14 protein-coding genes and 1 tRNA gene are annotated in these 19,639 nt (G+C 69.2%); 14 read left to right on the top strand and 1 reads right to left on the bottom strand.

Translation table 11 applies throughout. The features are described from left to right. Positions 1-222 precede the first annotated feature (222 nt). Positions 223-2,178 (top strand): AAA family ATPase, encoded by a 1,956-nt coding sequence (locus tag HS045_RS05435; protein WP_196450038.1) that lies wholly within the window; start codon positions 223-225, stop codon positions 2,176-2,178. Between the two features lie 138 nt (positions 2,179-2,316). Here the strand turns inward: HS045_RS05435 and HS045_RS05430 are convergent, their stop codons facing one another. After that, the gene (locus HS045_RS05430) at positions 2,317-3,522 is read right to left on the bottom strand and encodes a pyridoxal phosphate-dependent aminotransferase (RefSeq protein WP_196450037.1); all 1,206 of its coding nucleotides are present in this window, start codon (positions 3,520-3,522) and stop codon (positions 2,317-2,319) included. A gap of 267 nt (positions 3,523-3,789) precedes the next feature. Here HS045_RS05430 and HS045_RS05425 point away from each other — a divergent pair. The 13 genes from HS045_RS05425 to HS045_RS05365 all read left to right on the top strand — a co-directional run bounded on the left by HS045_RS05425 (position 3,790) and on the right by HS045_RS05365 (position 19,244). Next, positions 3,790-3,862: transfer RNA gene (locus HS045_RS05425), tRNA-Trp, on the top strand. Between the two features lie 75 nt (positions 3,863-3,937). After that, the gene (gene secE, locus HS045_RS05420; RefSeq protein ID WP_196450036.1) at positions 3,938-4,186 is read left to right on the top strand and encodes a preprotein translocase subunit SecE; all 249 of its coding nucleotides are present in this window, start codon (positions 3,938-3,940) and stop codon (positions 4,184-4,186) included. 86 nt (positions 4,187-4,272) lie between these two features. Next, the gene (gene nusG, locus HS045_RS05415; RefSeq protein WP_196450035.1) at positions 4,273-5,118 is read left to right on the top strand and encodes a transcription termination/antitermination protein NusG; all 846 of its coding nucleotides are present in this window, start codon (positions 4,273-4,275) and stop codon (positions 5,116-5,118) included. 115 nt (positions 5,119-5,233) lie between these two features. Further along, positions 5,234-5,665 (top strand): 50S ribosomal protein L11, encoded by a 432-nt coding sequence (gene rplK / locus HS045_RS05410; RefSeq protein ID WP_068896520.1) that lies wholly within the window; start codon positions 5,234-5,236, stop codon positions 5,663-5,665. 86 nt (positions 5,666-5,751) lie between these two features. Further along, positions 5,752-6,465 (top strand): 50S ribosomal protein L1, encoded by a 714-nt coding sequence (rplA, locus tag HS045_RS05405; RefSeq protein WP_196450034.1) that lies wholly within the window; start codon positions 5,752-5,754, stop codon positions 6,463-6,465. A gap of 148 nt (positions 6,466-6,613) precedes the next feature. Next, the gene (locus tag HS045_RS05400; protein WP_196450033.1) at positions 6,614-7,468 is read left to right on the top strand and encodes an LppX_LprAFG lipoprotein; all 855 of its coding nucleotides are present in this window, start codon (positions 6,614-6,616) and stop codon (positions 7,466-7,468) included. A 346-nt stretch (positions 7,469-7,814) separates the two neighbouring features. After that, positions 7,815-8,339, top strand: a complete 525-nt coding sequence (rplJ, locus tag HS045_RS05395) for a 50S ribosomal protein L10 (RefSeq protein WP_196450032.1) — start codon at positions 7,815-7,817, stop codon at positions 8,337-8,339. A gap of 84 nt (positions 8,340-8,423) precedes the next feature. Continuing rightward, entirely contained in the window at positions 8,424-8,816 is a 393-nt protein-coding gene (gene rplL, locus HS045_RS05390; RefSeq protein WP_068896524.1) for a 50S ribosomal protein L7/L12, read from the top strand. A 261-nt stretch (positions 8,817-9,077) separates the two neighbouring features. Further along, positions 9,078-10,079 carry an ABC transporter ATP-binding protein gene (locus HS045_RS05385; protein ID WP_196450031.1) on the top strand — a complete coding sequence of 334 codons (1,002 nt, stop codon included), beginning with the start codon at positions 9,078-9,080 and terminating at the stop codon, positions 10,077-10,079. A 304-nt stretch (positions 10,080-10,383) separates the two neighbouring features. Next, positions 10,384-10,893 carry a hypothetical protein gene (locus HS045_RS05380; protein WP_196450030.1) on the top strand — a complete coding sequence of 170 codons (510 nt, stop codon included), beginning with the start codon at positions 10,384-10,386 and terminating at the stop codon, positions 10,891-10,893. Further along, complete coding sequence (locus HS045_RS05375; RefSeq protein WP_196450029.1) at positions 10,890-11,405, top strand: hypothetical protein; 516 nt, start codon at positions 10,890-10,892, stop codon at positions 11,403-11,405. The genes HS045_RS05380 and HS045_RS05375 overlap by 4 nt, the downstream gene beginning before the upstream one ends. 454 nt (positions 11,406-11,859) lie before the next feature. Continuing rightward, a complete protein-coding gene (gene rpoB, locus HS045_RS05370) occupies positions 11,860-15,330 on the top strand; it encodes a DNA-directed RNA polymerase subunit beta (RefSeq protein WP_196450028.1) in 3,471 nt (1,156 codons plus the stop codon). Between the two features lie 26 nt (positions 15,331-15,356). Then, positions 15,357-19,244, top strand: coding sequence for a DNA-directed RNA polymerase subunit beta' (locus HS045_RS05365; protein WP_196450027.1), 3,888 nt, complete (start codon positions 15,357-15,359; stop codon positions 19,242-19,244). The last annotated feature ends 395 nt before the right edge of the window (positions 19,245-19,639 follow it).

Genomic DNA, 19,639 nt, shown 5'->3' with positions numbered 1-19,639 from the left:
TTCCATATGGTGCCGTACCCGCGCGGCCCGGCGGGCCGGAGCCGCTCGACCCGCGGGCGTGTCCGTGCGCCGGGCGGGCGGAGGCCGGCGGGCGCGGCGCGCCATGACGGCGGGCGGTGACGAAGAGAAAAGATCACGGAATTTCCCGAATGCTGTCGTCCGGCCTCGGGCCCGTGCGAGAGTTGGGGCGTTATGAGTGGTCGGGACGGCGCCGGGGATGCAGTGGGAGCGGATCTTTTCATCGGCAGGCGTGCGGAGTGGACCGAGATCCGCAGCCTCCTCGGCAGGCGGCGCCAGCTCACCCTGACCGGCGTCGCCGGAGCGGGCAAGAGCACTCTCGCGCGGCGCCTGGCCGACGCGATGGAGCAGACGTCCCCCGGATACGTGTGCCTCCTCGACCTGTCCGAGGCGCCGGACGACCTCCCCGGCCTGACCGGGACGCTCGCCCGCGCGCTCGGCGTCCGCGTCCGTCCGGGCACGTCCGCCTTCGACGCCGTGGCCGTCGAGCTGCTCTCCCGGCCGCGGATGATCGTCCTGGACGACTGCGACCGCGTCGCGGGCACCGCCGGGGTCCTGGCCGACCGGCTGCTGCGCGAGGTCGGCGTGCTGCGCGTCCTGGCCACCAGCCGGCAGCGTCTCGGCTTCACCGGCGAGCACACCTACCAGCTCGGCGGCCTGTCGGAGGACGAGGCCGTCGACCTGCTCACCGAGCTGGCCGGTGACGGACTCGGCGGGGCCGACCCGGCCGAGGTCTGCCGGCGGCTCGACAACCTCCCGCTGGCGATCGAGCTGGCGGCGGCGGCCCCCGACCCCGCCGCGGCCGACCTCTTCGCGGACCGCCCGGACGCCGGGCGGCACGGTTCCATGGGAGCCGCGCTGAGCTGGAGCCACGACCGGTGCGACCCGGAGGAGCGCCTGGTGTGGGCCCGCGTGTCGGTCTTCTCCGGGAGCTTCGACGCCGAGGCGGCCCAGCACGTGTGCGCCTACGGAGGCCTCGCCGTCGAGCAGGTCCTCGGTGCGCTCCGCGGCCTGTCCGACAAGTCCGTCCTGCTGGCGGAGAAGGACGGCGGCGGCGTCCGCCACCGCCTGCCGAACACCGTCAGGGCGTTCGGCGCGGCGCTGCTGGAGGACCTTGGCGAGACCGAGGAGGCCCGGCGCCGCCACCGCGACCACTTCCTGCACCTGTCCACGCGCGCCACCGCGGGCTGGCGGAGCGACCAGCTCGGCTGGTACCACCGGATCCTCCCCGACCTCGCCAACCTGCGCGAGGCCGCGGAAGACTGCTACGCCCGGCCCGAGGAGCGCCGCAAGGGCCTGGAACTGGTCGGCAACCTGTGGTTCCTGTGGGTCTGCTGCGGCCGGCCGGCCCTGGGGTACGAACTGCTCCGGCGCGGTCTGGACCTGGAGCGGCGGCCCTCCGCCGAGCGGCTCAAGGCGCTGTGGGTGCAGACCTGGATGTCGATCCAGCGCGGGGACGTCGAGGACGCCGAGCGCACCCTCGCCGAGTGCGCGACGAGCGACTGGGAGGGGGCCGTGGACCTGGTCCCCTACGTCAGCCACTTCCAGTCGCACCTGGCCGTCGCCAGGGGCGACGTGGGAAAGGCCCTGTGGCTCATCAAGGACGCCCGGGAGCGCCACCGCTCGTCCGGCGACGTCTTCCCCGGGTTCCTGCCGACCTACACCGTCGTGGCCACCGGCATGATGCTCTCCGGTGAGTACGCCCGGGCGACGGCGGTCCTGCGGGAGGGCCGCGAACTCTGCGCCTCCTACCGCGACTACTGGACCCTCGCCCGTCTCGACCTGATCCTCGGGCTCGCCGAGCACATCCTCGACAACACCGCGGCGGCCACCGCGTCCGTCCGCGAGTCCCTCCGCGGCGCCCGGATGTTCGACGACGACATCTGCCTCACCGAGGGGCTGGAGGTGTTCGCGGTGATCGCCGAGGGCGACGCGCACGACACCCTGGCCCTGTTCCTCCTCGGCGCGGCGGCCACCGCCCGCGAGAACGCCGGGGTGCCGTCCCTGCGCTCTCCCGTGCTGACCGAGCTGCTACGGCGCTCCGAGGCGAAGCTGCTCGCCCGCAACGACAGGGAGGAGCACGACCGGCTCATCGAGACGGGACGTTCGACGGATCTGCGGACCGCCGTGGAACACGCCCTCCAGGGGCTCGCCTTCTGACGCGCCCGCCTCCTGCGGGGCTCCGCCGCACGCCGTACGCGCCGGCGGGGGCGCCGTCCGCGGCACTCGTCGTTCCAGGGGCGCCGTCCGCGGCCGCCGGCGGCCGCGGAGGTCGCGGCACGCCGGCGGCGGGTACGGCTAGCCGGCCTGGCTCAGGAACTTGGCCACCCGGCTGACGCCCTCGACCAGGTCCTCGTCGCCGAGCGCGTAGGACAGGCGGAAGTAGCCGGGGGTGCCGAAGGCCTCACCGGGGACGAGCGCGACCTCGGCCTCCTCCAGGATGATCTCGGCGAGCTCGGCGGAGGTCTGCGGGCGCCTGCCGCCGAACTCCTTGCCCAGCAGCGCCTTGACCGAGGGGTAGGCGTAGAAGGCGCCCTCGGGCTCGGGGCAGACCACGCCCGGGATCTCGTTGAGCATGCGGACCATCGTCCGGCGGCGGCGGTCGAAGGCCTCCCGCATCCGGGTCACCGCCGACAGGTCGCCGGTGACCGCGGCCAGGGCGGCGGCCTGGGCCACGTTGGAGACGTTGGAGGTGGCGTGCGACTGCAGGTTGGCCGCCGCCTTGACGACGTCCTCGGGGCCGATCAGCCAGCCCACCCGCCAGCCGGTCATCGCGTAGGTCTTGGCGACGCCGTTCAGCACGACGACCCGGTCGCCCAGCTCCGGGACGGCGGTGGCGATGCTGGAGAAGACCGCGTCGCCGTAGGTGAGGTGCTCGTAGATCTCGTCCGTGACGACCCACAGGTCGTGCTCGGCGGCCCAGCGGCCGATCGCCTCGACCTGCTCCGGGCGGTACACCGCACCGGTCGGGTTGGACGGCGAGACGAACAGCAGGACCTTCGTGCGGTCGGTGCGGGCGGCCTCCAGCTGCTCCACGCTCGCCAGGTAGCCGGTGGTCTCGTCGGTCACCACGTCGACCTGGACGCCGCCGGCCAGCTTGATCGCCTCGGGGTAGGTCGTCCAGTAGGGGGCCACGACCAGGACCTCGTCGCCCGGGTCGAGCAGCGTGGCGAAGGCCTCGTAGACCGCCTGCTTGCCGCCGTTGGTGATCAGGACCTGGGACGCGCCGACCCGGTGGCCGGAGTCGCGGAGGGTCTTGTCGGCGACGGCCTGCCGGAGCTCGGGGAGCCCGCCGGCGGGCGTGTACTTGTGGAATCTGGGGACGCGGCACGCCTCGACGGCGGCCTCGACGATGTAGTCCGGGGTCGGGAAGTCCGGCTCACCGGCGCCGAAGCCGATGACCGGGCGGCCCGCCGCCTTCATCGCTTTGGCCTTGGCGTCCACGGCGAGCGTGGCGGACTCGGATATCGCGGAGATACGGGCGGAGATACGAGGACGGGTCATGCCTCCATGGTTACAGACCCGTCACGCCGCCGCCGTCGCGCATCCGCCGTGCGGACGTGCCTGCGGCCGTCCCGCCGGGCGGCGAGGGAAGGCCGTGACCGTTCCGTTACCCGTCCTGTGATCTGCGGGCGGGTTTCCGGTTCGACGCGGGGCCCATTCCCCCGTAGACTCCGGCATGGTCTTCCCGCCGTACGCGTGGTTCGGCGGTCAAGACCGGTGAGCCGCGGACAAACTTCGGGTCAACCGGGGTATGGTGGTTCATGTCTTAGGGCACTAGCGCAATTGGTAGCGCACCGGTCTCCAAAACCGGCGGTTGGGGGTTCGAGTCCCTCGTGCCCTGCGAGGAGCGGTCCGCGCATCAGGGCGTCTAGCGCGCCGCAGACATGCGTTGGACACGACGGATCAGGTGAGGACTGTGGCGATCGACACGCGCGGCGAAACCGCAGGCAAGCCGAGCGGTGAGAAGAAGCCGAAGCGCACTTCTCCCGCCCTCTTCTATCGGCAGATCGTCGCCGAGCTGCGCAAGGTCATCTGGCCCACGCGCAAGGAACTCATTTCTTACACCATCATCGTCCTGGTCTTCGTTTTGATCATGGTCGGGATCGTGGCCGGGCTCGATGCGCTGTTCACCGAGGGCGTGCTGAGGATCTTCGGCGGATCCTGAGCCGGCATCCGGCGGGCCCGTCCCGCCGTGACCCCAGCCCTTCCGCAAGTCCAGTCAGCCCATCGACGAAAAGAGAAAGAGCCACCGTGTCCGAGTCTTCACAGTCGGCCGGCGAGTCCCGCGACGAGTGGGAGGGCGAGCCGGAAGAGGCCGTCGACGCCGCGGAGGGTTCGCTCGGCGCATCCGAAGAGGTCGACGGGTCCGGAGCTCGTGACGAGTCCGGGGAGGCTCGTGACGAGTCCGATGACGCCGACACCGACGCCGATGACGCCGAGTCCGATGACGCCGACGCCGAGGAGGTCCCGGCCGGTGCCGTCGACGAGGACGGTGACGTCCTTCCCGACGTGGACCCGGTCGAGGAGTTCAAGCGCCACCTGCGCGGCCAGTACGGCGAGTGGTACGTCATCCACTCCTACGCCGGTTACGAGAACCGCGTGAAGGCCAACATCGAGACCCGCACGCAGTCCCTCAACATGGAGGACTTCATCTTCCAGGTCGAGGTGCCCACGCACCACGTGACCGAGGTGAAGAGCGGCAAGCGCCAGCTCGTCAAGGAGCGGGTGCTGCCCGGGTACGTGCTGGTCCGGATGGAGCTCACCGACGAGTCCTGGTCCGCGGTGCGCAACACGCCCGGCGTGACCGGCTTCGTCGGGTTGTCGAACAAGCCGAGCCCGCTGAGCATCGACGAGGTCGCCAAGCTGCTGGCCCCCGAGCCCAGCGAGGAGACCAAGAAGACGACCACGAAGACCACCGCGGCGACCGTCGACTTCGAGGTGGGCGAGTCGGTCACCGTCATGGACGGCCCCTTCGCCACCCTGCCCGCGACGGTCAGCGAGATCAGCGCCGAGTCGCAGAAGCTCAAGGTGCTGGTCTCGATCTTCGGTCGCGAGACCCCGGTCGAGCTCTCGTTCAACCAGGTCTCGAAGATCTGAACCGTCACATAAACTAAGACGTTCGACGGCCGTGCTTCGCGAAGCGCGGCCCGTCGGCACGCTCCCCGCGTCTGCGTGGGAGCCGCATCACCCCGATTAGGACCCGGAGAGAACCATGCCTCCTAAGAAGAAGATCGCGGCACTGGTCAAGGTCCAGCTTCCCGCTGGCCAGGCCACGCCCGCTCCGCCGGTCGGTACCGCCCTCGGTCCGCACGGCGTCAACATCATGGACTTCGTGAAGCAGTACAACGCTGCCACCGAGGCCCAGCGCGGCAACATCATCCCCGTTGAGATCACCATCTTCGAGGACCGCAGCTTCACCTTCATCACGAAGACGCCCCCGGCGCCCGAGATGATCAAGAAGGCCGCCGGTGTGACGAAGGGCTCGGCCGTCCCGCAGAAGGACAAGGTCGGCAAGCTCACCCGCGAGCAGCTGCGCCAGATCGCCGAGACGAAGATGCAGGACCTCAACGCCAACGACATCGAGGCGGCGGAGAAGATCATCGCCGGCACCGCCCGGTCGATGGGCATCACGATCGCCGACTAGGCGTTCACCACCACCAACCTCGAAGCGAGTGGAGGGGCCAGGCGCTGGCCCGTACCACGGACACTCGGATCCACAGGAGTGAGCAAGTGAAGCGCAGCAAGGGCCACCGCAACGCAGCGGGCAAGATCGACCGCGAGAACCTGTACAGCCCGGCCGAGGCCGCGAAGCTGGCCAAGGAGACCAACGTCGCCAAGTTCGACGCGACCGTCGAGGTCGCCCTGCGGCTGGGCGTCGACCCCCGCAAGGCCGACCAGATGGTGCGCGGCACCGTCAACCTCCCGCACGGCACCGGTAAGACCGCCCGGGTCCTGGTCTTCGCGACCGGCGACCGTGCCGAGGAGGCCCGTGCCGCGGGCGCCGACATCGTGGGCGCCGACGAGCTGATCGACGAGGTCGCCAAGGGCCGCCTCGACTTCGACGCGGTCGTCGCCACCCCGGACCTCATGGGCAAGGTCGGCCGTCTGGGCCGCGTCCTCGGCCCGCGCGGTCTGATGCCGAACCCCAAGACCGGCACCGTCACCCCGGCGGTCGGCAAGGCCGTCACCGACATCAAGGGCGGCAAGATCGAGTTCCGTGTCGACCGGCACGCGAACCTGCACTTCATCATCGGCAAGGTGTCGTTCGGCGAGCGTCAGCTCATCGAGAACTACGCCGCCGCCCTCGACGAGGTGCTGCGTCTCAAGCCGTCGGCGGCCAAGGGCCGCTACCTCAAGAAGATCACCTTCTCCACGTCCATGGGCCCCGGCATCCCGGTCGACCCGAACGTGACGCGCGGCATGACCGCCGACCTCGACGCCTGATCTATCAGACGTCCGTCGTAGAGGGCCTCGACCGAATGGCCATTCGGTCGAGGCCCTTCTTCGTTCTTGCGGCCGAAGCGCTCCGCCTCCGCGAGGCATAGTCTCGTAGACAAGTTCATTGGGGGATTACGAAGGGGTGTGAGGACGGATGCGCCGATTGGTTCCCGCGCTGGCGCTGGGAACGGCCGCGCTGATCGGGGTCGCGGGGTGCGGTGCGCAAGGCGCCGCCTCCCTCGGGAACGTGAAGCTGGCGGCGGCCGAGGCGGTTCAGCAGAGCGCCCAGAAGGCCGAGGAGGTCACCTCCTACTCCGCCGACCTGGTGTTCGACGCCAAGGACGGCGAGCACGGCGCCGGCAAGGTCCAGGGCCGCATGGTCTACCAGAGCAAGCCCCAGCTGGCGACGGACATCACGCTGGACGTGATCTCCTTCGGCGAGCAGAACGTGCCCGGCGGGGCGCGGGCCATCCTGCTCGGTGACACGGTCTACGTGAAGTCGGACCTGCTGACCCGGTTCACCGGCGGGACCAAGCCCTGGGTCAAGGTGTCGACCGCCGACCTGGACGCCGGCGACCAGGCCGAGGTCCGAGGGCTCATGGACCAGGCCCAGCAGTTCGACCTGCCGGGCACCGTCAAGCTGCTGACGGCCTCGAAAGACGTCAAGGCCGTCGGCACGGAGACGGTCGGCGGAGTGGAGACCACCCACTACAGCGGCACCTTCCCGGTGGCCGAGGCCGCGAAGGCGCTGGACCCGGCCGACCGCGAGCAGCTCCAGGGCCGGTTCGCCGAGGCGAAGAACGTGAAGTTCGACCTGTGGGCCGACGCGCAGAGCCTGCCCCGCAAGGTCACGCTGAGCGGCGCCGAGCAGGGCGCCTCGTTCACCATGGCGGCGCACTTCCAGGACTTCAACGAGCCGGTCACGATCGCGGCCCCGCCCGCCGACCAGGTGGGCGACCTGCCGAAGGACCTCGGCGAGAAGCCGCGGGAGAGCTCGGGCGGCAACTGAGCCCGTGTACGGCCCGCGCCCCGGGACTGTCCGGCCGGGGCGCGGGCCGTACGCGTGTCCGCGCCGGAGGGGGAGCGGGACGGTGCCGGAGGGGGAGCGGGACGGTGCCGGAGTCGCGGTTTGGCATCCGCTCTCCGAGGCGCGTAGGATGTCCAACGCCGAAGACCGCCGGTCGTCGTCGGGCCTCATGGCCTGGCGGCCCAAGGATCCACGTCAGTGGACGGCCTGCGCAGGTGTGATGTGAGTTTTCATCTGGATTGATTTCCTTATGTGAGCCCCGTGCGCCTGCGCCGGGGCTTGTTCTCATTCATGGGCCTTTGCCGGCGGCACATCTGGAAGGAGGCCCATGGCGAAGGCGGAAAAGGCAACGGCTGTAGCCGAGCTGAAGAGCAGCTTCGAAGGCTCCAGCGCTGCCGTTCTGACCGAGTACCGCGGTCTCACCGTCGCCCAGCTCAAGCAGCTGCGCGTTGCTCTCGGTGAGAATGCGAATTTCGCCGTGGTGAAGAACACGCTGACCAAGATCGCGGCCAATGAGGCCGGGATCAGCCAGCTCGACGGCCTGCTCGCGGGCCCGTCGGCGATCGCGTTCGTCAAGGGCGACGTGGTCGAGGCTGCCAAGAGTCTGCGTGACTTCGCCAAGGCCAATCCCCTCCTGGTCATCAAGGGCGGTGTCGTCGACGGTAAGGCGATGACCCCGGCCGAGATCAGCAAGCTTGCCGACCTCGAGTCGCGCGAGGTCCTCCTCGCGAAGCTGGCCGGCGCTCTGAAGGCGAAGCAGGGCCACGCGGCCGCTGTCTTCAACGCGCTGCCCACCAACATGGCTCAGCTGGCCGAGGCTCTGCGCGCCAAGCGCGCGGAGGCCGGCGAGTAGGTCCGCGCAGGCGGTCCCAGGGGATTAGCGCATACGTACCGCGGTCCCAATTCTCATCAGTTAGATCCCCATACGGAGGAAATCATGGCGAAGCTCAGCACCGACGAGCTGCTCGACGCTTTCAAGGAGATGACCCTCCTGGAGCTGTCCGACTTCGTGAAGCTCTTCGAGGAGACCTTCGACGTCAAGGCCGCCGCCCCGGTCGCCGTTGCCGCCGCCCCCGCCGCCGGTGGCGGTGCCGCCGCTGAGGAGGCCGAGGAGCAGGACGAGTTCGACGTCGTCCTCGAGGCCGCCGGTGACAAGAAGATCCAGGTCATCAAGGAGATCCGCGCCCTGACGAGCCTGGGCCTCAAGGAGGCCAAGGACCTGGTCGACGGCGCTCCGAAGCCGGTCTTCGAGAACAAGGTCAACAAGGAGCAGGCGGAGAAGGCCAAGGCCGCCCTCGAGGCCGCCGGCGCCACCGTCAGCGTCAAGTAGTCCGCTTCACCGCAGAGGGCGGGTCCACCAGGTGCCGGTGGACCCGCCCTCTGCGCGTCCGCGGTGACGGCGGTGCGGCGCGCGCTCCCCGGTCCGGACGCCGGGATCCCGCCACGGGTCCGGCGGCGCTGCGCTCCGCCTCTTGTTGTTGGATGAACGGTCTGATAGCCATGCGGTAACGGGCGGTGGACGGCCGGCGGATCCGGTCGGCCGGGCGGCCCGCCGCCGAAGTGGGCGGACCGGTCTTCTGGAGGACGGCGCGTGGGCGTGGAAGTCGTGGTCGAGGGCCTGACGAAGTCGTTCGGCAGGCAGGTGATCTGGGAGGACGTCACGCTGACGCTCCCGGCCGGTGAGATCTCGGTGCTGCTCGGCCCCTCCGGCACGGGCAAGTCCGTCTTCCTGAAGTCCCTCGTCGGCCTGCTGCGGCCCGAACGCGGGCACATCTGGATCGACGGGCACGACCTGGCCAACTGCCGCGAGAACACGCTGTACGAGCTCCGCAGGCTGTTCGGCGTGCTGTTCCAGGACGGGGCGCTGTTCGGCTCGCTCAACCTGTACGACAACGTCGCCTTCCCGCTGCGCGAGCACACCCGCAAGAGCGAGACGGAGATCCACCGCATCGTGATGGAGAAGATGGACCTCGTCGGCCTGGTCGGCGCCGAGGGAAAGCTTCCCGGGGAGATCTCCGGCGGCATGCGCAAGCGCGCGGGGCTGGCGCGGGCGCTGGTGCTCGATCCCGAGATCATCCTGTTCGACGAGCCCGACTCGGGTCTGGACCCGGTCCGCACGGCCTACCTGAACCAGCTCATCGTGGACCTCAACGCGGAGACCGAGGCGACCTTCCTCATCGTCACGCACGACATCAACACCGCCCGGACGGTCCCCGACGGCATCGGCCTGCTGTTCCGGCGGGAGCTGATCATGTTCGGGCCGCGGGAGATGCTGCTCTCCAGCGATGAGCCGGTGGTGCGCCAGTTCCTCAACGCCCGCAGGCACGGTCCGATCGGCATGTCGGAGGAGAAGGACGTCTCCGAGCTGGAGGCCGAGGCGCAGCTGGGACACGACCCGGGGGTGCTGCCGCCGATCCCGCCGCAGCTCATGCCGAGCGAGAACCGGATGCGCCGTACCCAGCGTCCTCCGGGCGCGTGGCTGGCGGCCAACGGGGTCATCCCTCCGCCGAACTCGTTCGTGGACGAGCGGGGGCGCAACTGGCTGGAGGAGTACCCGCGGCTCGTCGCGGCCCACGCCCGCGGCGACGGGTGACGCCCGATCCCCGTCCGTGCGCGTCGTTCCGCCGTCCGGGCAGGACCGGCCGCCCGCTGCGGACCGGGGCCTTGGACGGTGCCCCGGGCAGGGCCCTGGACGGTGCCCCGGGCAGGGCCTTGGACGGTGCCCCGGGCAGGGCCGTGGCGGCGGCGTCGCGTGGACGCGTCCGGGAGAGGTCGGGAAAGGCCCGCTGAGGACCCGCCCGCCGGGTTATGATCCGGCGATCGGGAGCCTTTCGGCGTGTACGGCCGGTTCGTACACGGCCTTCGGCCACCGCCCGGCCGCGTGACGGGAGACGAGCATGGCAGTGGAGGCCGGCGGGTCGTCCCGCCCGCTGCGGGTCGCCGGGCCCGTTCTCGGCGTGCTGATCACCGTGCTGCTCGCGGCGGCCCTGTGGACCGGCGGGCGACTGCGCGACGCGCAGGCGGCGGAGGACGACCGGGAGGCGGCGCTGCGCGCCGCGGGGGCGCACGCGATGAACCTGCTCTCGGTGGGCTACCGGACCATCGACGCCGACGTCGGGCGCATTCTGAGCACCTCCACCGGGTCGGCCAGGGCCGAGTACACCAGGACCGCCGAGGCGCTGCGGAGGACCACGACGGAGGAGAAGGTGGTCCAGACCGGGGCCCTGCGCGCGGTGGGACTCGTCGCGCTGAAGGGGGACACCGCCCGGGTGATGGTGGTCGGGGACGCCGTGATCGAGTGGGACGGGGGCGAGGACGCCCCACAGGAGCGGTTCTACCGGTGGACGATGGACGTCACCAGGACCGGAGGCACGTGGCTCGTGTCGAAGGCGGAGCTGGTCCCGTGACGCGCGTTTCCCTGCTGGTCGGCGGGGTATTGACCGCCGTGGCGCTGGTGCTCGCGGTGGCGGTCGGCGTCATGTTCGCCGATCTGAGCCGGCTCCGCGCGGACGAGGAGGCCGGAAGGGAGGCGCTCGCGGCGGTCCGGTCCGTCGCCGCGGACATGCTCTCCTACGACCACCGGACGATCGAGCAGGACCTCGCGAGGGCGGCGGGATACGCCACCGGGGAGCTCACCGAGCACTACAGGAGGCTCTCCACGACCCTGGCGCCGACGGCCCGGCGGCAGCAGGCGGTGCAGTCGGTGGCGGTCTCGGGCGCGGCGGTGGAGTCGGCGGGGCGCGACCGGGTCGAGGTGCTGCTGTTCATGAACGTGAGCACCACGAAGATCGTCGCAGGAGAGAAGGCGCCGCGCCGCCAGGTCAGCCAGAGCCGGGCCCGGTTCGTGATGGTCAGGAAGGACTCCCGGTGGCTGGTCGCGGAGCTGTCCACGCTGCTCGGGGACCCTCCGCCGCCGTGATCTCCCCGTTCGGGCACGGCGCGTTATCCAATTGTTGGCAAATCCTGTGTTTGAGAAATCCGCGATCAGGGGTACACCCACCATGGCAGCGTCGATCGTCGGTCGGTTATCGGCCGGGGTTCGAGCCGTCGGGCGTCCGGGCGTTAACCTCTCCGGGGCGCGGGCATCGTCCGGGGGGCGGCGGTGTGCCCGGCCGGCCGGTGGGGAGAACTCCCAGGGTCCCGGCGGTTCCCCGGCTGGAAGGCGGGATTCCGGGCTTGACGTTTCGGCTCCGACGAGCGATGCTGCGACCAACGTGGAGCATGCAGCGAGACTGAAGTGGACAGGCGTGTGCCGTTCGGCTACACTGCCCCTTTGCGCTGCCCTTTGACGACCCGCTTCTTTTGGTGCTCTGATGCATGGTCGTCTGGCGTGCGTGTAGTCAGTCCGCCGCGAGCCCTCGGAAGGACATCTGTTGGCAGCCTCGCGCAACGCCTCCGCCGTACCCGCTGGTCCCCGTCGTGTGTCTTTTGCACGGATTCAGGAGCCGCTCGAAGTTCCTGACCTTCTCGCCCTGCAGACCGAGTCCTTCGACTGGCTGCTCGGCAACGAGAAGTGGAAGGGGCGGGTCGAGGCGGCTCGCCAGGCCGGGCGCAAGGACGTTCCGGCCCAGTCGGGTCTCGAAGAGATCTTCGAGGAGATCAGTCCCATCGAGGACTTCTCCGGAACCATGTCCCTGTCGTTCCGGGACCACCGGTTCGAGCCGCCAAAGTACTCAGTCGATGAGTGCAAAGACAAGGACATGACCTACTCCGCCCCGATGTTCGTCACGGCGGAGTTCATCAATAACACCACCGGTGAGATCAAGAGCCAGACCGTGTTCATGGGCGACTTCCCGCTCATGACCGGCAAGGGCACCTTCATCATCAACGGCACCGAGCGTGTCGTGGTCTCCCAGCTGGTCCGGTCGCCGGGCGTCTACTTCGATCGCAGCATCGACAAGACCTCCGACAAGGACCTGTACGGCTGCAGGGTGATTCCCTCGCGGGGCGCCTGGCTCGAGTTCGAGATCGACAAGCGCGACAGCGTCGGCGTCCGCATCGACCGCAAGCGCAAGCAGGCCGTCACGGTCCTGCTCAAGGCGCTGGGCTGGACGAACGAGCAGATCCTCGAGCGCTTCGGTCAGTACGAGTCGATGCGCGCCACCCTGGAGAAGGACCACACGGCCGGCCAGGACGACGCCCTGCTCGACATCTACCGCAAGCTGCGTCCGGGCGAGCCGCCGACCCGGGAGTCGGCGCAGACCCTGCTCGAGAACCTGTACTTCAACCCCAAGCGCTACGACCTGGCGAAGGTCGGCCGCTACAAGATCAATAAGAAGCTCGGGGCCGACAGCGAGATCACGCAGGGGACGCTGACCGAAGAGGACATCGTCGCCACCATCGAGTACATCGTCAAGCTGCACGCGGGCGAGGTCGCGATGAACGGCGCCTCCGGCCGCGAGGTCGTCGTCGAGACCGACGACATCGACCACTTCGGCAACCGCCGCCTGCGCACCGTCGGGGAGCTCATCCAGAACCAGGTCCGCCTGGGCCTGGCCCGCATGGAGCGCGTCGTCCGCGAGCGGATGACCACCCAGGACGTCGAGGCGATCACGCCGCAGACCCTGATCAACATCCGCCCCGTGGTGGCGTCGATCAAGGAGTTCTTCGGCACCTCCCAGCTGTCGCAGTTCATGGACCAGACCAACCCCCTGGCCGGGCTGACGCACAAGCGCCGCCTGTCCGCGCTGGGCCCCGGCGGTCTGTCCCGTGAGCGCGCGGGCTTCGAGGTCCGCGACGTGCACCCCTCGCACTACGGCCGCATGTGCCCGATCGAGACGCCGGAAGGGCCGAACATCGGTCTGATCGGCTCGCTGGCCTCCTTCGGCCGGGTCAACTCCTTCGGTTTCGTGGAGACGCCGTACCGGAAGGTCGTCGACGGGCGGGTCACCGACCAGGTCGACTACCTCACCGCCGACGAGGAGGACCGGTACGTCATCGCCCAGGCGAACACGCCGATCGGCGCCGACGGCACCTTCCTGGAGGACCGCGTCCTCGTCCGCCGCAAGGGCGGCGAGTTCGAGTCCCTGCGGGCCAACGAGGTCGACTACATGGACGTCTCGGCACGCCAGATGGTGTCCGTGGCGACCGCCATGATCCCGTTCCTCGAGCACGACGACGCCAACCGCGCGCTGATGGGCTCCAACATGCAGCGCCAGTCGGTGCCGCTGCTCAAGAGCGAGGCTCCGCTGGTCGGCACCGGCATGGAGTACCGCGCCGCCACCGACGCCGGCGACGTCATCACCGCCGACAAGGCCGGTGTGGTGGAGGAGGTCTCCGCCGACTACGTCACCGTCATGAACGACGACGGCACCCGCACCACCTACCGGGTCGCCAAGTTCAAGCGTTCCAACCAGGGCACCTGCTTCAACCAGAAGCCGATCGTGGCCGAGGGCGACCGCATCGAGGTCAACCAGGTCATCGCCGACGGTCCGTGCACGGACGACGGCGAGATGGCGCTCGGCAAGAACCTCCTCGTGGCGTTCATGCCGTGGGAGGGCCACAACTACGAAGACGCGATCATCCTGTCCCAGCGCCTGGTCCAGGACGACGTCCTGTCCTCGATCCACATCGAGGAGCACGAGGTCGACGCCCGCGACACCAAGCTGGGCCCCGAGGAGATCACCCGGGACATCCCGAACGTCTCCGAGGAGGTCCTGGCCGACCTCGACGAGCGCGGCATCATCCGCATCGGCGCCGAGGTCGTCCCCGGCGACATCCTCGTCGGCAAGGTCACGCCCAAGGGCGAGACCGAGCTGACCCCCGAGGAGCGCCTGCTCCGCGCGATCTTCGGTGAGAAGGCGCGCGAGGTCCGCGACACCTCCCTCAAGGTGCCCCACGGCGAGCAGGGCAAGGTCATCGGGGTGCGCGTGTTCAGCCGCGAGGAGGGCGACGAGCTCCCCCCCGGCGTCAACGAGCTGGTCCGCGTCTACGTGGCCCAGAAGCGCAAGATCACCGACGGTGACAAGCTCGCCGGCCGGCACGGCAACAAGGGCGTCATCTCCAAGATCCTCCCCGTGGAGGACATGCCCTTCCTCGAGGACGGCACGCCGGTCGACATCATCCTCAACCCGCTGGGCGTGCCCGGCCGGATGAACGTCGGCCAGGTCCTGGAGACCCATCTCGGATGGATCGCCGCCAGAGGATGGGACATCTCCGGCATCGAGGAGGCGTGGGCCGAGCGGCTGCGCGACAAGGGCTTCGGACAGGTCGAGCCGCGCACCAACGTCGCCACGCCGGTGTTCGACGGCGCCAGCGAGGAGGAGATCGTCGGTCTCCTCGACAGCACCCTGATGACCAGGGACGGCCAGCGGATGGTCGGCCCGAACGGCAAGGCCCGGCTCTTCGACGGCCGGTCCGGCGAGCCGTTCCCGCACCCGATCTCGGTCGGCTACATCTACATCCTGAAGCTGCTCCACCTGGTCGACGACAAGATCCACGCGCGGTCGACCGGCCCCTACTCCATGATCACGCAGCAGCCGCTGGGCGGTAAGGCCCAGTTCGGCGGCCAGCGGTTCGGCGAGATGGAGGTGTGGGCGCTGGAGGCGTACGGCGCCGCCTACGCCCTCCAGGAGCTGCTGACGATCAAGTCCGACGACGTCCTCGGTCGGGTGAAGGTCTACGAGGCCATCGTCAAGGGCGAGAACATCCCCGAACCGGGCATCCCCGAGTCGTTCAAGGTCCTCATCAAGGAAATGCAGTCGCTGTGCCTGAACGTCGAGGTGCTCTCCAGCGACGGCATGTCCATCGAGATGCGCGACACCGACGAGGACGTCTTCCGCGCGGCGGAAGAGCTCGGCATCGACCTGTCCCGGCGCGAGCCGAGCAGTGTCGAAGAGGTCTGATCTAGAAGCTGAGGAGGGGAATACAAGTGCTGGACGTCAACTTCTTCGACGAGCTTCGGATCGGCCTCGCGACGGCCGACGACATTCGCCAGTGGTCGCACGGCGAGGTCAAGAAGCCCGAGACGATCAACTACCGGACCCTCAAGCCCGAGAAGGACGGACTCTTCTGCGAGAAGATCTTCGGTCCGACCCGGGACTGGGAGTGCTACTGCGGTAAGTACAAGCGCGTCCGTTTCAAGGGCATCATCTGCGAGCGCTGCGGCGTCGAGGTGACCCGTGCCAAGGTGCGCCGCGAGCGGATGGGCCACATCGAGCTGGCCGCGCCCGTCACGCACATCTGGTACTTCAAGGGCGTCCCGTCCCGTCTGGGATACCTGCTCGACCTGGCTCCGAAGGACCTCGAGAAGGTCATCTACTTCGCGGCCTACATGATCACGCACGTCGACAAGGACCTGCGTGAGCGCGACCTGCCGTCGCTCGAGGCGAAGATCTCCGTCGAGCGCCAGCACGTCGAGCAGCGCCGCGACGCCGACGTCGAGGCCCGGCAGAAGAAGCTCGAGTCCGACCTGGCCGAGCTGGAGGCCGCCGGCGCCAAGGGCGACCAGCGCCGCAAGGTCCGCGAGGGCGCCGAGCGCGAGATGCGCCAGCTCCGCGACCGGGCCCAGCGCGAGCTGGACCGGCTGGACGAGGTCTGGAGCCGTTTCAAGAACCTCAAGGTCCAGGACCTCGAGGGCGACGAGCTGCTCTACCGCGAGATGCGCGACCGCTTCGGCCGCTACTTCCGCGGCGGCATGGGCGCCCAGGCGATCCAGGAGCGCCTGTCCAACTTCGACCTCGAGGCCGAGGCGGAGAACCTCCGCGAGACGATCCGCAGCGGCAAGGGCCAGAAGAAGGCCCGCGCGCTCAAGCGCCTCAAGGTCGTCTCCGCGTTCCTGAACACGCGCAACTCGCCCAACGGCATGGTCCTCGACTGCATCCCGGTCATCCCGCCGGACCTGCGCCCGATGGTGCAGCTCGACGGCGGCCGGTTCGCGACCTCGGACCTGAACGACCTGTACCGCCGGGTGATCAACCGGAACAACCGCCTCAAGCGCCTTCTCGACCTCGGCGCGCCCGAGATCATCGTGAACAACGAGAAGCGGATGCTCCAGGAGGCCGTCGACGCGCTGTTCGACAACGGCCGCCGCGGCCGCCCGGTCACCGGGCCCGGCAACCGTCCCCTCAAGTCCCTCAGCGACATGCTCAAGGGCAAGCAGGGCCGCTTCCGCCAGAACCTGCTGGGCAAGCGCGTCGACTACTCCGGCCGTTCGGTCATCGTCGTCGGCCCGCAGCTGAAGCTGCACCAGTGCGGTCTGCCCAAGCAGATGGCGCTGGAGCTGTTCAAGCCGTTCGTGATGAAGCGCCTGGTCGACCTGAACCACGCGCAGAACATCAAGTCGGCCAAGCGCATGGTGGAGCGGGCCCGCCCGGTCGTGTGGGACGTCCTCGAAGAGGTCATCACCGAGCACCCCGTGCTGCTCAACCGCGCGCCCACCCTGCACCGCCTGGGCATCCAGGCCTTCGAGCCGCAGCTGGTCGAGGGCAAGGCCATCCAGATCCACCCGCTGGTCTGCACCGCCTTCAACGCGGACTTCGACGGCGACCAGATGGCCGTGCACCTGCCGCTGTCGGCCGAGGCCCAGGCCGAGGCCCGCATCCTGATGCTGTCCACCAACAACATCCTGAAGCCGGCCGACGGCAAGCCGGTGACCATGCCCACCCAGGACATGATCATCGGTCTCTACTCCCTGACCACGATCAAGGACGACGACGAGAACGCCGCCGGCGCGGGCCGGGTCTTCGGTTCGGTCTCCGAGGCGCTCATGGCCTTCGACCGGCGCGAGCTGGACATCCAGGCCAAGATCCAGATCAGGCTGAAGGGCGACGTCCCGCCGCCTCGCGGCTGGTCGGCCCCCGAGGGCTGGGAGCCGGGCGACTCCTACCGCCTGGAGACCACGCTGGGCCGCTGCCTGTTCAACCAGACGCTGCCGGCGAACTACCCGTACGTGAACTTCCAGGTCGGCAAGAAGCAGCTCTCGGTCATCGTCAACGAGCTGGCGGAGAAGTACCCGAAGGTCGAGGTCGCGGCCGCGCTGGACGCGCTCAAGGACGCGGGCTTCTACTGGGCCACCCGCGCCGGTGTGACGATCTCGATCGAGGACGTCATCGCGCCGCCGAACAAGGCCGAGATCATGGAGTCGTACGAGCGCCGGGCCGACAAGGTCCAGCGCGAGTACGAGCGCGGTCTCATCACGGACGAGGAGCGCCGCCAGGAGCTCATCGAGATCTGGACGCACGCGACCAGTGACGTGACCGACGACATGCAGAAGGCGTTCCCGAAGACCAACCCGGTCTGGATGATGGTCCAGTCGGGCGCCCGAGGAAACCTGATGCAGGTCCGCCAGATCTCCGGCATCCGCGGTCTGGTGTCCAACACCAAGGGCGAGACGATCCCGCGGCCGATCAAGGCCTCGTTCCGCGAGGGCCTGTCGGTGCTGGAGTACTTCATCTCCACCCACGGACAGCGGAAGGGCCTGGCGGACACCGCGCTGCGGACCGCCGACTCGGGTTACCTGACCCGTCGTCTGGTGGACGTCGCGCAGGACGTCATCATCCGCGAGATCGACTGCGGCACCGACCGCGCGGTCCCGCTGCACGTCGGCGAGCGCGACGCCTCCGGCAACCTCGTCAAGGCGGAGAACGCCGAGAGCAACGTGCACGGCCGCATCCTGGCCGAGGACGTCGAGGTGGACGGCAAGGTCGTCGTGCCGGCGGGCGTCGACATCAACGACACCCACGTGACCGCACTGGTCGAGGCCGGTGTGGAGACCGTCAGGACCCGCAGCGCCCTCGTCTGCGAGGCCAAGATCGGTGTCTGCGCCACCTGCTACGGCCGTTCGCTCGCGACCGGCAAGCTGGTGGACGTCGGCGAGGCGGTCGGCATCATCGCCGCCCAGTCGATCGGTGAGCCGGGCACGCAGCTGACGATGCGCACCTTCCACACCGGTGGTGTGGCGGGTGCGGACATCACCCACGGTCTGCCCCGTGTGCAGGAGCTCTTCGAGGCGCGCATCCCCAAGGGCGTCGCGCCGATCAGCGAGGCCGAGGGCCGGGTCCGCATCGACGAGACCGACAAGACCCGGAAGATCGTGATCACGCCGGACGACGGTTCGGACGAGATCGCCTACCCGGTGTCGATGCGGTCGCGTCTGCTGGTCTCCGACGGCCAGCGGGTCTCGGTGGGCCAGCAGCTGATCGCCGGTGCCGTCAACCCCAACGAGGTGCTGCGCATCCTCGGCCCGCGGGCCGTGCAGCTGCACCTGGTGGCGGAGGTCCAGCAGGTCTACCGCTCGCAGGGTGTGTCGATCCACGACAAGCACATCGAGATCATCGTGCGTCAGATGCTCAAGCGCGTGAACGTGCTGGAGTCCGGCGACACGGACATGCTCCCCGGTGAGCTCGTCGAGCGGCCGCGCTTCGAGCGGATGAACCGCGAGTGCGTGGCGGAGAGCGGGACGCCGGCCTCCGGACGCCCGGTCCTCATGGGCATCACCAAGGCCTCGCTCGCCACCGAGTCGTGGCTGTCGGCGGCGTCCTTCCAGGAGACCACCCGGGTGCTCACCGACGCGGCGATCCACGCCAAGTCGGACTCGCTGCTCGGTCTCAAGGAGAACGTCATCATCGGAAAGCTCATCCCGGCCGGTACGGGCATGCCGCAGTACCGCAACATCCGGGTGGAGCCCACCGAGGAGGCCAAGGCCGCGATGTACACCGTCGGCGGCTACGACGGCTCGGCCGCGGACTACACGTTCGGCTCGGGCTCGGGTGAGGCCGTGCCGCTGGAGGAGTACGACTTCGGCCAGTACAACCGCTGACCGGTTCGCCTCCGGTAGGACGTGATACGGCGTCCGGCGCCCTTCGGGGAGCCGGACGCCGTATCCGTTGGTACGGCTTGACCTGATCTTTGCGGCGAAAGCTGTACGTTATGAGGAGAACGGCCGGAGAGGTCGTTCGCAACGGGTAAACTCATGCGGGGACCCGACAGTGATCGGCTGGAAGCCGGTCGCGGGAGTCACGACACGGATTCGGACGCGTGCAACCGCGCCCGGTGAGGTGCAGCGGTTTTGACGTGTTGCGCTTGACTGGGTAGTCTCTAACTTCGTGCCCGTGGCTTCATGGGCCCTCACGCGTGCGCGTCGGCGGGTTTCCCGACGGGGAGTCGACAGAGGCGTCGCGTGATCCCCCCCACTGGGCCGGCCTAGCTCGGGAG

The organism is Planomonospora sp. ID82291 (assembly GCF_015711645.1).
Lineage (GTDB): Bacteria > Actinomycetota > Actinomycetes > Streptosporangiales > Streptosporangiaceae > Planomonospora.
Note: the sequence above shows the minus strand (reverse complement) of the source record. Positions and strands in the feature narration are given on the sequence as shown.